The sequence below is a fragment of the Buttiauxella sp. AC142 genome (assembly GCF_979253435.1).
In genome coordinates, this window is the sequence record NZ_CEEDCH010000001.1 from 3018103 (window position 1) to 3031563 (window position 13461).

The 13461-nt window shown below is 49.8% G+C and carries 13 protein-coding genes; 6 read left to right on the plus strand and 7 right to left on the minus strand.

Going from position 1 to position 13461, the window contains the following annotated elements; all coding sequences use genetic code 11:
- Positions 1-134: 134 nt before the first annotated feature.
- From ldtB to sanA, 5 genes are all read left to right on the plus strand, one after another.
- The gene (gene ldtB, locus AC0IWZ_RS14050) at positions 135-1055 is read left to right on the plus strand and encodes a L,D-transpeptidase (protein WP_034496980.1); all 921 of its coding nucleotides are present in this window, start codon (positions 135-137) and stop codon (positions 1053-1055) included.
- A gap of 197 nt (positions 1056-1252) precedes the next feature.
- Entirely contained in the window at positions 1253-1654 is a 402-nt protein-coding gene (locus tag AC0IWZ_RS14055) for a CidA/LrgA family protein (RefSeq protein WP_034496982.1), read from the plus strand.
- On the plus strand, positions 1651-2346 hold the full coding sequence (locus AC0IWZ_RS14060) for a CidB/LrgB family autolysis modulator (RefSeq protein WP_034496984.1): 696 nt from the start codon (positions 1651-1653) through the stop codon (positions 2344-2346). Before AC0IWZ_RS14055 ends, AC0IWZ_RS14060 begins: the two co-directional genes overlap by 4 nt.
- Positions 2347-2476: 130 nt before the next feature.
- The gene (gene cdd / locus AC0IWZ_RS14065; RefSeq protein ID WP_471676989.1) at positions 2477-3361 is read left to right on the plus strand and encodes a cytidine deaminase; all 885 of its coding nucleotides are present in this window, start codon (positions 2477-2479) and stop codon (positions 3359-3361) included.
- Positions 3362-3492: 131 nt separating this feature from the next.
- Positions 3493-4212, plus strand: coding sequence for an outer membrane permeability protein SanA (sanA, locus tag AC0IWZ_RS14070; protein ID WP_034496990.1), 720 nt, complete (start codon positions 3493-3495; stop codon positions 4210-4212).
- Between the two features lie 57 nt (positions 4213-4269).
- On the opposite strand, the gene mglC is transcribed toward sanA, so the two are convergent.
- The 7 genes from mglC to AC0IWZ_RS14105 all read right to left on the minus strand — a co-directional run bounded on the left by mglC (position 4270) and on the right by AC0IWZ_RS14105 (position 12465).
- Entirely contained in the window at positions 4270-5280 is a 1011-nt protein-coding gene (gene mglC, locus AC0IWZ_RS14075) for a galactose/methyl galactoside ABC transporter permease MglC (RefSeq protein WP_034496992.1), read from the minus strand.
- 20 nt (positions 5281-5300) lie between these two features.
- Complete coding sequence (gene mglA / locus AC0IWZ_RS14080) at positions 5301-6821, minus strand: galactose/methyl galactoside ABC transporter ATP-binding protein MglA (protein WP_034496994.1); 1521 nt, start codon at positions 6819-6821, stop codon at positions 5301-5303.
- Positions 6822-6913: 92 nt separating this feature from the next.
- The gene (gene mglB, locus AC0IWZ_RS14085) at positions 6914-7912 is read right to left on the minus strand and encodes a galactose/glucose ABC transporter substrate-binding protein MglB (RefSeq protein WP_034496996.1); all 999 of its coding nucleotides are present in this window, start codon (positions 7910-7912) and stop codon (positions 6914-6916) included.
- Positions 7913-8201: 289 nt separating this feature from the next.
- Positions 8202-9224, minus strand: a complete 1023-nt coding sequence (gene galS, locus AC0IWZ_RS14090) for an HTH-type transcriptional regulator GalS (RefSeq protein WP_471676988.1) — start codon at positions 9222-9224, stop codon at positions 8202-8204.
- A gap of 156 nt (positions 9225-9380) precedes the next feature.
- Positions 9381-10538: a DUF418 domain-containing protein YeiB gene (gene yeiB / locus AC0IWZ_RS14095; protein ID WP_471676987.1), complete on the minus strand. Its 1158-nt coding sequence runs from the start codon at positions 10536-10538 to the stop codon at positions 9381-9383.
- Between the two features lie 20 nt (positions 10539-10558).
- On the minus strand, positions 10559-11224 hold the full coding sequence (gene folE, locus AC0IWZ_RS14100; RefSeq protein ID WP_034497002.1) for a GTP cyclohydrolase I FolE: 666 nt from the start codon (positions 11222-11224) through the stop codon (positions 10559-10561).
- Positions 11225-11340: 116 nt separating this feature from the next.
- Positions 11341-12465 carry a YbfB/YjiJ family MFS transporter gene (locus AC0IWZ_RS14105; protein ID WP_034497115.1) on the minus strand — a complete coding sequence of 375 codons (1125 nt, stop codon included), beginning with the start codon at positions 12463-12465 and terminating at the stop codon, positions 11341-11343.
- A gap of 106 nt (positions 12466-12571) precedes the next feature.
- On the opposite strand from AC0IWZ_RS14105, the gene fghA reads away from it, so the two are divergent.
- Entirely contained in the window at positions 12572-13402 is an 831-nt protein-coding gene (gene fghA, locus AC0IWZ_RS14110; protein ID WP_034497005.1) for an S-formylglutathione hydrolase, read from the plus strand.
- Positions 13403-13461: the final 59 nt, after the last annotated feature.

The following is a 13461-nucleotide window of genomic DNA, read 5'->3' on the forward strand; positions in this document are numbered from 1 at the left end:
TAATCAATATGCAAAAAAGTGTGATTTAATCCACATCTGATTTCCCTGTCTGACAGAATGCACATATAATGCGCGCTTAAATCGCTCCGTCTCTTCACTAACTAGCCTGCATGGCCATAAATACTTCGCATAAAATGAATATGAAACTACGCACAATTTTACTGGCATTTGTGGCTGTCGTGGCTTTTAGCAAAACAGCTTCTGCCGTGACTTATCCTCTGCCAACCGATGGCAGTCGTCTGATTGGTCAAAACCAGGTTGTTACTATCCCTGAAGGTAGCACTGCACCGCTGGAAGAATATGCGGCGCGTTACCAGATGGGCCTTTCCAACATGCTGGAAGCTAACCCAGGTGTAGACCCGTATCTGCCAAAGCCTGGCACCATCCTGAACATTCCTCAGCAGTTAATTCTGCCGGATACCGTTCATGAAGGTATCGTGATTAACAGTGCTGAAATGCGCCTTTACTACTACCCGGCTGGCACCAACACCGTTATCGTGTTGCCAATCGGTATCGGCCAGTTGGGTAAAGATACTCCGCTGAACTGGACCACTAAGGTAGAACGTAAGAAAGCAGGCCCGACCTGGACACCAACGGCAAAAATGCACGCAGAATATATTGCTGCCGGTACGCCGCTGCCAGCCGTTGTTCCAGCCGGTCCGGATAACCCAATGGGTCTGTACGCGCTGTACATTGGCCGTCTGTATGCGATTCACGGCACCAACGCCAACTTTGGTATCGGCCTGCGTGTGAGCCACGGTTGTGTGCGTCTGCGTAACGAAGACATCAAATTCCTGTTCGAGAAAGTGCCAGTCGGTACGCGCGTTCAGTTCATCAACGAACCGGTGAAAGCCACCGTTGAGCCAGATGGTACGCGCTATGTAGAAGTGCATAACCCACTGTCCACGACTGAAGAGCAGTTCAACTCAACTGAGATCGTGCCAATCGCGCTGAAAAGCAACGTGACTGCCATTACCGCTCAGCCAGACGTTGACAGCACCGTGCTGGATCAGGCGATTCTGAACCGTTCCGGTATGCCGGTACGTTTGAACTAATCGAACCTTTCGAGCATAACTAAGCGACCTACGGGTCGCTTTTTTTATGCCTGCAAAATGGGATTTGGCAGATTGCCCAAAACATTCTGGAACGTTCCAATTTGGAATATTTGGTATGCTCATAATTCATGATGTGATCGGTAGCACATTTTCAGCTTTAATTGTATGATGAATGCGTTTCTTAAAGGGTCATCACCATGCGTAATTCGCTCACCGTAATTTGGCAGTACCTGCGTTCATTTGTATTAATTTACATATGCTTATATGTGGGCATTGCTATTGCATCGCTGTTGCCGATCACCATTCCCGGCAGCATTATTGGCATGTTAATTCTGTTTGTTTTGCTCTCTCTGCAAATCCTGCCAGCGAAATGGGTTAAACCAAGTTGCCACCTGCTGATTCGTTATATGGCGTTGCTCTTTGTACCGATTGGTGTGGGCGTCATGCAGTATGTTGATGTGATTAAACAGCAATTTGGCCCGGTGGTTGTCTCCTGCTTTATCAGTACCTTAGTGGTATTAGTTATCGTGAGCTGGAGTTCTCATTTGGTTCACGGCGAACGTAAAGTCGTGGGTGAAAGCGAGGGTGAAACAAAATGATGCATCATATCTGGTGGTCTTTACCTTTAACACTGGTGACCTTCTTTCTCGCCCGCCAAATCGGAATGCGCTATAAGTCACCGCTGCTGAACCCGTTACTGGTTTCGATGATTGTTATCATCCCTATTCTGGTGTTTACCGGAACGCCCTATGATCACTATTTCGCTGGCAGTAAAGTGCTGAACGATTTGCTACAACCGGCGGTAGTTGCCCTCGCATTCCCACTGTATGAACAGCTTCACCAGATTCGTGCACGCTGGAAATCCATTATCACTATCTGTTTTATTGGCAGCATGGTCGCGATGATTACCGGTACATCGGTTGCATTATTAATGGGTGCCACACCGCAAATCGCCGCGTCAATCTTGCCTAAGTCTGTCACCACACCGATTGCCATGGCTGTGGGCGGCAGTATAGGCGGCATCCCGGCAATTAGCGCCGTCTGCGTGATTTTCGTGGGGATTCTGGGCGCGGTATTTGGCCATAGCATTCTGAATCTAATGGGTATTAAAACCAAAGCGTCGCGCGGCCTGTCGATGGGTGCTGCCTCTCACGCCCTTGGGACTGCGCGTTGTGCTGAACTGGATTTCCAGGAAGGCGCATTCAGCTCACTGGCGCTGGTGATTTGCGGCATTATTACGTCGCTGGTTGCCCCATTCTTATTCCCGGTGATTTTGGCTGTATTTGGTTAAAACTTGCGAGAGATCGCGCAATTTCATTCTTTATTTCATAAGTTGCATTTGTAATTAGAGAAAGATCACATATAAAGCCCATACAGAACCGTAAACTACGGTTCAATTACTTGTTATGAGGCTACGATCCATGCGCTCACGTTTTCAGGCTGCTCTCGCACAACTCCCGGCTTCACTGCAAGCCGCTTTGCAACCCTTGATTGCTGATGCCCACTTCCCGGCGATGTTTAGCGCTACTGAAGTGGAATCATTGAAAACCCAGACAGGGTTTGATGATGACGCGCTGGCATTTGCTTTGCTGCCGCTTGCAGCAGCCTGTGCCCGCGCGGATTTGTCGCAGTTCTATGTGGGTGCGGTAGCGCGTGGCGTCAGCGGAAATCTCTATTTCGGCGGCAATATGGAGTTTCTTGGCTCCACCATGCAGCAAACCGTTCATGCCGAGCAAAGTGCAATTACCCATGCGTGGATGCGTGGCGAAAAAGCCCTCGCCGCGATTACCGTCAACTATACGCCGTGTGGCCATTGCCGCCAGTTTATGAATGAACTGAACAGCGGCGTGGCATTGCGCATTAATTTGCCGGGCCGCAAGCCTGCAACTCTTGGCGACTATCTGCCAGACGCATTTGGTCCGCGTGATTTAGAAATCAAAACGTTGCTGCTGGATGAAATGGATCATGGTTTTACGCTGCAAGGCGATGAACTCAGCCATGCCGCCATCACGGCTGCAAACCGCAGCCATGCGCCTTACAGTAATGCGCCTTCGGGTGTCGCGCTGGAAATGCGCGATGGGACAATTTTCACCGGTAGTTATGCGGAAAACGCCGCATTCAACCCTTCCCTACCCCCGCTGCAAGCTGCGCTGAATCTGTTGAGCCTTTCCGGCTACGATTACAATGATATCCAGCGTGCGATTCTGGCTGAAAAAGCCGAAGCGCCATTGACACAATGGGACGCGACAGTCGCCACGTTAAAAGCGTTGGGCTGTATGAATATCGACCGCGCACTGTTGAATTGATGAGAACGATGCGGGCGCAAGAGCGCTCGCATTGGCGATTTTTAGTCCAACCAATTCCGCGAATCTTGCTCTTCACCACCAGGTAAAGTAGCCTTGGATAAAATTCCATCCCTTTATTGAGCCGCAAGTCCATGTTGAAGCGCTTGTTTTATAGCCTGTTGGTGATAATCGGCTTGGCTGTGGTGGCTGCGCTTTGTCTTGACCGCTGGATAAGCTGGAAAACTGCACCTTACGTTTACGACGAACTGCAAGATTTGCCCTATCGCCAGGTTGGTGTGGTGTTGGGCACCGCCAAGTATTACCGCACCGGTGTGATTAATCAGTATTATCAATTCCGAATTCAGGGTGCGTTAAATGCCTATAACAGCGGCAAGGTAAACTACCTGCTGTTGAGCGGCGATAATGCGCTGCAAAGCTACAACGAACCCATGACCATGCGTAAAGACCTGATTGCCGGTGGTGTCGATCCAGCCGATATCGTGCTCGATTACGCTGGTTTCCGTACGCTGGACTCTATCGTTCGTACGCGAAAAGTCTTTGATACCAATGATTTTATTATTATCACTCAGCGTTTTCACTGCGAACGCGCCCTCTTTATTGCCCTGCATATGGGCATTCAGGCGCAGTGTTACGCCGTCCCTTCGCCAAAAAATATGATGACAGTGCGTATCAGGGAGTTTGGTGCGCGTTTAGGTGCGCTGGCAGATTTGTATATCTTCAAACGTGAGCCGCGCTTCCTGGGGCCGCTAGTCCCTATTCCTGCCATGCATGAAGTGCCTGAAGATGCGCAAGCTTATCCGGCAGTCACACCAGAACAGTTGCTGGAATTGCAGAAGAAAGAGAAGAAATAGAGTGCATAAAAAAACCCGCACATATCGTCCTGTGCGGGTCTTGGTAAACCGTAGAGATTACTTCTTACGAGCGTATTTCAGTGAATCCAGCGCGACCGCGAAGATAATAATCGCGCCCTTGATAATGTACTGCCAGTAAGGGTTCACGCCGATATACGTCAGGCCGTAGTTGATCACCGTAAAGATGATAACACCAGTTACGACACCTACCACCGTTCCCACACCGCCGCTGAATGACACACCGCCAACCACGCACGCCGCAATCGCATCCAGTTCGTACATAAAGCCGAGGTTGTTGGTTGCAGAACCGATACGGCCCGCTTCTAACATCCCGCCGAACGCGTAGAACACACCAGACAGCGCGTAAATCATGATCAGGTTCAGGGCAACGTTTACACCAGAAACTTTAGCCGCTTCAGGATTACCACCGATGGCGAAGATGTTCTTACCAAAGCGCGTTTTGTTCCACAGTACCCAGACAAAGCCAATCGCAATCAACGCATAGAATGTGATGTACGAGAGCTTAAAGTTACCCATCTTGATAAAGCCCTGGGTAAAGGTCGAGAATCCGCTGTCGAACCCGGCAATTGGCGACGCGCCAACAAAGTCGTAATACAGGGAGTTGATACCATAAACGATAATCATGGTGCCCAATGTGGTGATAAACGGCGTCACATTCAGGTAAGCGATGATAATACCGTTAACCAGACCAATGATGGCGCCAATCGCACAGACGATCAGGATAACCACCGGAATAGGCATGGTGCTCATTTCAGGGAAAACTTTGTTCACGTTTTCCATGGACTGCAAAAGCGTTGCTGCAACGACCGCCGCCAGGCCAACCTGACGACCCGCCGAAAGGTCAGTACCCTGGGTCACAATCAGCCCCGCCACACCCAGTGCAATAATAATACGCACTGATGATTGGGTCAGAATGTTACTTAAGTTCATCAAGCTTAAAAACGTGGGATCCTGGAAAATAATAATTGCCAGCAAGACCAGCAAAACGACATAAATGCCGCCTTCTTTCAGATAAGTTAGAAAACTTTTCTTATTTAACGCACTCATTTTTAATAGCCCCTAAATTATCAAAGGTGCACAGACGCAAGACGTAATATTTCGTTCTGCGTGGTTGTTTTAGTGTCTACAATTCCGGCAACAAGACCATTGCTCATGACCAGAATACGATCTGTAATCCCTAACAACTCCGGCATTTCGGACGAAATAATGATGATTCCTTTCCCTTTCTTGGCAAGCTCAGCGATTAACTGATAAATTTCAAATTTAGCGCCGACATCAATCCCACGGGTTGGCTCATCCAGCATTAAAATTTCTGGCTGTGTTAATAACCAACGACCAATAATAACTTTCTGTTGATTACCACCGGACAGCGAACCAATAGAAGTACGATGACCAGGTGTTTTTACACGCATTGAGTCGATTACCCATTGGGTATCGCTTTTCATGCGCGAATTATCTAATAAACCAACTTTGTTTTTATAATTACGAATATTAGAAATCAGCGAGTTAAAGCCGATATCCAGGTACGCATAAATACCGGTTGAACGACGCTCTTCTGTGACCAACGCAAAACCGTGGTTAATCGCTTCATTCGCCGAATGGTTATTAATTTTTTTGCCGTGCAACATAATGGTGCCGTCAGACTTCTCACGGATACCAAATAACGTTTCGACAATATCAGTACGTTTTGCACCGACCAGACCGGCAATGCCGAGAATTTCCCCTTTATGCAAATCAAAGGAGACATCACGAATCGAAGGCTGGCGCAAAGAAGTGAGGTTGCGCACTTCCAAAATCACTTCACCCGGCACGTTTTCTTTTGTCGGGAAACGTTGGTTCAGGGAACGGCCAACCATCATGGAGATAATTTTATCCATGTCCAACCCTTCTAAAGGTTGGGTGGCAATCCACTGTCCGTCACGCAAGATGGTGATTTCATCACACAACTGGAAGATCTCTTCCATTTTGTGAGATATATAAACAATGCCGCAGCCGCGCTCTTTTAACTTACGAATGATTTTGAAAAGGTGATTAACTTCCTTTTCTGTCAGTGAGGATGTTGGCTCATCCATAATGACGATTTTGGCATTGTAAGAAAACGCTTTAGCGATTTCGATCATCTGCATTTGCGATACTGACAAAGTGCCCACGCGAGCTTTAGGGTCAATATCAATATCCAGTTCATCGAAGATGTGTTTGGTATCGCGGTACATTTTGTCTTGATCGACAAATACACCTTTGGTTGGGTAACGCCCCAGCCACATGTTATCCATTACGGTGCGTTGTAAAACCAGGTTTAATTCCTGATGCACCATGGAGATACCATTTTCCAGCGCCTCTTTAGTGCTGGAAAAGTTAACTTCTTGTCCCTGAAAAAGAATGCTGCCGGAATCTTTGCTGTAGATCCCAAAAAGACATTTTAATAATGTTGATTTGCCTGCGCCGTTCTCACCCATTAATGCGTGAATGGAATGAGGACGAACTTTTAAATTAACATTATCCAGTGCCTTAACGCCGGGGAATGATTTATTAATGTTGGTCATTTCCAACAAATATTCCGACGACTGATTTGTATTTGTGTCAACCATAGTTATACCTGTGTGGCTGATTATCTGGCCTGATACCGGGCGAAAATTCGCCCGGATTCGACACACTTAAAGCCATATCCTGAACGGGATACTTATTTACCGACGAATTGAGCCAGGTTGTCTTTATCAACACCAACGTAAGGAATACGGACAATTTTGTCTTCGATTTTCCAGTTAGTGCCTTCTGCTGCTGGTTTGCCAGCGGCCAGGTTTTTCACCAGATCGAAGGTTGCTTTAGCCTGGTTGTTCGCATCGTTCAGAACAGTACCGGCCATTGCGCCAGATTTAACCATTGCCAACGCTTCTGGCAGGGCATCCACACCGAAGACTGGAATAGAAGATTTGTTATGTGCTTTCAACGCTTCTACAGCACCCATTGCCATTGCATCGTTGTTGGCGATAACCACTTCGATTTTGTTAGCATTCGGGCCAGACAACCATGCGTCCATCTTATCTTTCGCCTGAGCGGTGTCCCACATTGCGGTATCTAACTGCAGTTGTTGGGTTTTCAGACCTTTGTTGTTCAGCTCTTTGATAACGTAAGTGGTACGAGCTTCAGCATCCGGGTGGCCTGGCTCGCCTTTGAGCAGAACGAATTGAACCTGACCATCTTTGTTCAGATCCCACGCTGGGTTTGCTGCCCAATGTTTAGCAATCAGGTCGCCCTGAATCACACCGGATTCTTTAGAGTCGGTACCTACGTAGTAAGCTTTGTCGTAGCTATCCAGCGCTTTACGAGAAGGCTCTTTGTTGTAAAACACGATTGGTACGTTCTGACCACGGGCTTTTTCGATAACAGTGCCAGCAGCAGCAGGGTCAACCAGGTTGATTGCCAGACCTTTCACGCCTTTTGCCAACAGCACGTCAATCTGATCGTTCTGCTTGGATTGGTCGTTCTGGGAGTCGTTCATCAGCAGTTCTACATCTGGAGATGCTTTTGCGTCTTTTTCGATTGCCTTGCGCACGACCGACATAAAGTTATCGTCGTATTTATAAATGGTCACACCAATACGGGTATCAGCTGCATGAGCGGCTGCGCCAAACAACATGCAGGACATAATGGCGGACAGGGTCAAAACCTTCTTATTCATGGTATCTCCGGTTTTTTTGCAGGGTAGTTCAGTGGTATTCAGGCAGGCAGCATTGTTAAGAAAACGTTACTGAGTGCCGAAAATTTTTCTCTGTTAAAAAAACTCTTCCGTGTTTCGTAACGATCCATAACTGCTTTTTTGATAGTTTTGGCTTAATACCTATACGTAAACTGATTAATCACCGTTACATATAGTTTCAGCTTATAAAACGCTGACATCATAGTCATCGCAATGTTAATTAACTGTGAATTTACTCACAAATTGAAACCGGTTACATAAAAGACTTTATTCAGAGAGTGATCGGTGCCGCAATTTGGCGAGGAGCCACTGAATGACGGCGGACTAATGTCGGCATAAAACAGTGTGTTGCACCATTATCGAGCGTCCCTGCGGCGCCCTGTAACGCCAGTTCAGTCGCCAGACGTGCCATTGAAACAATGGGGTAACGCACCGTTGTGAGTTGCGGATCGGTGTAACGCGCGATAGGAATATCATCAAAGCCAATGATGGATACATGGTGCGGCACGACAATCCCGTTATCTTTCAAGGCAGTTAACGCACCTGCGGCCATGCTGTCGTTGTAGGCAAACACCGCACTGAGTTGCAAATTGCGCCCAAGCAGCTCCACCATCGCCGCTTCGCCACCTTGCATATCCGGCGAACCGACGCCAACCCAGCTTTCCGGCGGGGTGATCCCCTGCTCGGTCATGCCCCGCATCCACCCTTCCCGGCGTTGGGCGTTATCTTCAATTGCGTGACTTGAGGCCAGATAACCAATGCGCTGATGGCCCTGATTAAACAGCATTCGTGTTGCCATTAAGGCACCGCTGACGTTATCCAGCCCCACGCAGCGATGCTCATAACCTGGCACAATGCGATTGACCAAAACCATGCCCGGAATTTGCTCAAGGAATTCACCCAGCTCTTGATCGCTGAGTGCTTTAGCATGAACAATCAATGCGTTACAGCGCTGACGAATCAACACTTCAATGGCATGACGTTCTTTTTCTTCCTGGTGGTAGCTATTGCCAATCAGAACGTATTTGTTGTGCTGCTGCGCCACAACATCCACGGCTTTGACCAACGCACCAAAGAACGGATCGGAAACATCCATGACCACCACGCCGATGGTGTCGCTCACCTGCGTGGCTAACGCCTGGGCGTTGGCATTCGGGCGATATCCCAGTTGCGCCACCGCCTGCATTACAGTTTCACGCGTGTCGGCGCTGACTAATGCGCTGTTATTGAGTACGCGGGATACTGTCGCCACGGAGACGCCGGCGATTCGGGCAACGTCACGAATGGTGATCATAGGTATCGACCTGACGCTGGAGGAATAAGTCTCATGGATGCACCCTGTATTTGGCAAGGTGGCTATTTTGGCAGTGAGTTGTGAATGACTACGTGAGGATGATCACATCAATGAAAACGGTTACATACATATCGTTAACGTTTGTGATGTATATCATTATCTTGCTGGATGTTTCAGTGATACCCCTGCGGCCCGTGCGGTGAGTTGCCGCCACAGCCATTCAACAGGCCCCTGGCGGAAGAAACGCAGCCAGAGCATAGAGAAGAGAATGTTAATAACCCACACGGCAGGCACCACGGCCAGCAGGGATAAACGATCAAACTTCATGAACCAGCCCATGCGGAAGAAGAGCGTGGTGCAAATCACCGTTTGCAGTAAATAGTTTGATAGCGCCATGCGCCCAACATGCGCCACGGCATTCACCAGCCACAAACGTGAAAGCTGTGGCCAGTAGCCAAATGCCAGCGCTGCATAACCTACGGTCTGGAACGGAGCGCTCAACTCTCGCGGGGCTTGCAACAAGAAAGCACACCAGCGATACATCCAGCCCACATGCCACTGGGCGTAAATCGCCGGAATGTTAATTAACATGCCCATCACAATCAGCCACAAACCTATGCGGCGATAATGATGCAGACTAAATTCGCCACGCAACCAACCGCTGCGCATTAATGCCGCGCCCATCAGCATCATGCCCGCGAGCTGCCAGCCATACTGTGCGCCTAGCGCCACTAAATTCGAGGAGAGAAGATCAATGCGATTACTGATTGCCTCGGTGCCACCGTTTAGCTTCCACCACTGCTCATATTGCAAGTTGGCCGCATCTGGTATCCACGAACGGTTTGGCGCGTCGCCGGAAATAAAGCCCAGCAACAACAGTACGCCCACCCCGGTGAGATAAAGCATCACGCCGGTATTAAACAGGGAACGAATCCCCGGAGCGTCGCGGATCAGCCGCCAGCACACCAGCCCAACCAAGCCGTAAGCCAGCAGAATATCCCCATCCCACAGCAAAATGCCGTGCATAAAGCCGAGCAGAACGAGTAGCGTCAGGCGTGACTGGATCCAGCGTTTGCCGCGATGTAACAACATCTGCAAGCCCGCACCGAATAGCAGCGCAAACAACGTGAGGAATTTGACCTGAGCGAAAAGGTCGAGAATCGCCCATGTCCAGGCGTCGCTGTCGGTGACAGAGCCGGACCAGGCTGGATTGAGATACGCCGCCTTCGGTAAACCGAAGGCCACGATATTAAGCAGCAGGATGCCGAGAATAGCGACGCCACGGACAAAATCCAGCGTGATATTTCTCTCCATACACCCAGCTCACTTAATGATTAGTTATGACGCACAGCGCGCAGAAATTCCTGGCGAGTGTTTTGGCTGGATTTAAACAATCCACCCAACGACGTGGTCGTGGTCGCACTTGTCGCATCCTGCACTCCACGCGCTTTCACACAATAATGGACTGCATCAATAGATACCGCCACATTGTTGGTGCCAAGCAGGGTTTGCAGAGCAATCAGGATTTGCTGAGTTAAGCGTTCCTGAACCTGCGGGCGCTGGGCAAAGAACTGCACAATGCGGTTAATTTTCGACAAACCAATCACCGTATCTTTCGGGAGATACGAAACGGTCGCTTTCCCGTCGATAGTCACGAAGTGGTGTTCGCAGGTGCTGGTCAACGTAATGTTGCGCACCGTGACCATTTCATCAACCTTCATCTTATTTTCGATGACGGTGATTTTCGGGAAATTGGCGTAATCGAGACCGGAGAAAATCTCATCGACATACATTTTTGCGATGCGATGCGGGGTTTCCATCAAGCTATCGTCGCTCAAATCGAGATTGAGCAACTGCATGATTTCCGTCATATGTTCGGCAATCTCGCGCTTGCGGGTTTCGTTATCCAGCTCACGCACAGGTGGGCGCAGCGGGGTTTCTAAACCGCGAGCAACCAATGCTTCGTGAACCAGTGCGGCTTCTGGACTGAGTGATGACATGTTGTTTTCTCCTGCAGGTGTGGCTGACCCCTGCCCTCATAGGGGCAAAGTGTGCGCTCATTGTGCGTGAGCGCGGTCGCATAATCCAGTAGTGCGAACGATAATTATTGAAATCGTCAATACCTTCGCCACACGAGGCCACCGCTAATCAATAACGCAAAACCGGCGACATATAATGCAGGCTCAAGCTGCCCGGTCAGTGACGTCGATAATGCCGAGAGCATCGGCCCAACTAACTGCCCCATCGCATAACCGGTGGTCAGTAATCCTGCCATATAGCGGGTATGTTTTGGTGCCAGCTCGCGCCCGCAGAGTAGCGATAATTGCACTGCACACAAGAAGCCCCCGCCCACCAGCAACGAACCTAACACCAGCCCGAACATACCGGGAATCATATCTGAGGCGAATACCCCAAGGGCTTGTAGCCACAGAACCAGCGCCAGGCGTTGGTGACTTTGCAACAAATGACGCGCAGCAATACCGAGCAAAATACCGCACACTGCCGCGCCACCGAATATCGGCCAGACGAACTGCGCAAACGCGCTGCCAGGGAAGCGTGCGCTGGCCATTTGCGATAAAAATGTCGCGGGAAGAATATAGCCAAATCCCGCCAGGCTATAACTCCAGACCAGGCGTTTAAGCGGCGGCGTTAAAACCAACGGCTCTGGTGCGGTTTCCGGGCGATGTAGTTCGCCTTTGCGCGGCAAGTTGCGGGCGATTAACACAATAAATAGTAGTGCTAAAACGCCATAAACCAACCACGCATGGCTGGCCGATAACCCGTAGCTGTGAATTGCAACCGCCAGCAAACCGCTGATAAATATCCCGGCCCCCGGCCCTGCAAATACCGCAGCGCTTAATCCGGGTTTACCTAAATGCGCCAGTTGTTCGTTCGTCCAGGCCGCAATTAATACCATCGCCCAGCCGCTGGCACACCCAATCAGAAAACGAATTAACGCGTGCCACAGTGCGGAATCTACGGTGGCTGAAAGCAGTGTTAAAATTACCGCCCCCCAGACGCCAGCCATTAATCGCAGCTCGACACGCCGGTGCGCCCGCATGGCATCCCACGCGCCAACCAGATAACCGAGGTAGTTAATCGCTGCTACCAAACCCGCGCTGGTTAGGGTAAGTTGCCCTTCTGCTATCATCAACGGGACTTGCGGCGTGAATGCAAAGCGGCCAATGCCCATTGCAACGACTAACACTAAAAATCCCGTCAACGCGATACGTGCCGCCACACAACCCCCGATTGTTACGATTTCGTTGCCAGCATGATGCAGCATGACTAGACTGGGGAGAAGTGAAAGTTATTCATCGATCTTGAATATAAATAAGGACCTCTGGATGGAACTACTAGAAGAACACCGATGTTTTGAAGGCTGGCAGCAGCGCTGGCGCCATGATTCCACAGTATTGAAATGCCAGATGACGTTCAGTATTTTTCTACCAACGCCGCGCACCACTCCTCCACCGGTTCTCTATTGGTTGTCTGGTTTAACCTGTAACGACGAAAACTTCACCACCAAAGCCGGCGCGCAGCGTGTCGCTTCTGAATTGGGAATTGTGCTGGTGATGCCAGATACCAGCCCACGCGGTGAAAACGTGCCTAATAGCGAAAGTTACGATCTCGGCCAGGGCGCAGGGTTTTACCTGAATGCCACTGAAGAACCGTGGGCCGGGCATTTCCGTATGTACGACTACATTAATGAAGAACTGCCCGCGTTGATCGCTGATAACTTCAGTATTAGCGACAAAGCATCTATTTTCGGGCATTCGATGGGGGGCCATGGTGCATTGAGCATCGCGTTGAAAAACCCAGGCCGCTACTGTTCCGTTTCTGCCTTCGCACCGATTGTGAACCCAACGCGTGTGCCATGGGGGCAAAAAGCCTTTGCGGCCTATTTAGGTGCTGACGAAGCGAAATGGCGTGAATGGGATAGCTGCTGCTTGCTGATGCAGGCTGACGAGAGCAAGTCTATTCCGGTGCTTATCGATCAGGGGGATGCCGATCAGTTCCTGGCCGATCAATTGCAACCGGCACAGTTTGCGGAAGTGGCGCGGCAGAAGAACTGGCCGTTAACGCTCCGCGTCCAGCCGGGTTACGATCACAGTTATTATTTCATTGCGTCGTTCGTTGAAGACCATCTGCGTTTTCATGCGGAGCATTTGGCTTAATATTTTTGCCCTCACCCCGGCCCTCTCCCAAAGGAGAGGGAGAAAACCGGATGTCCCCT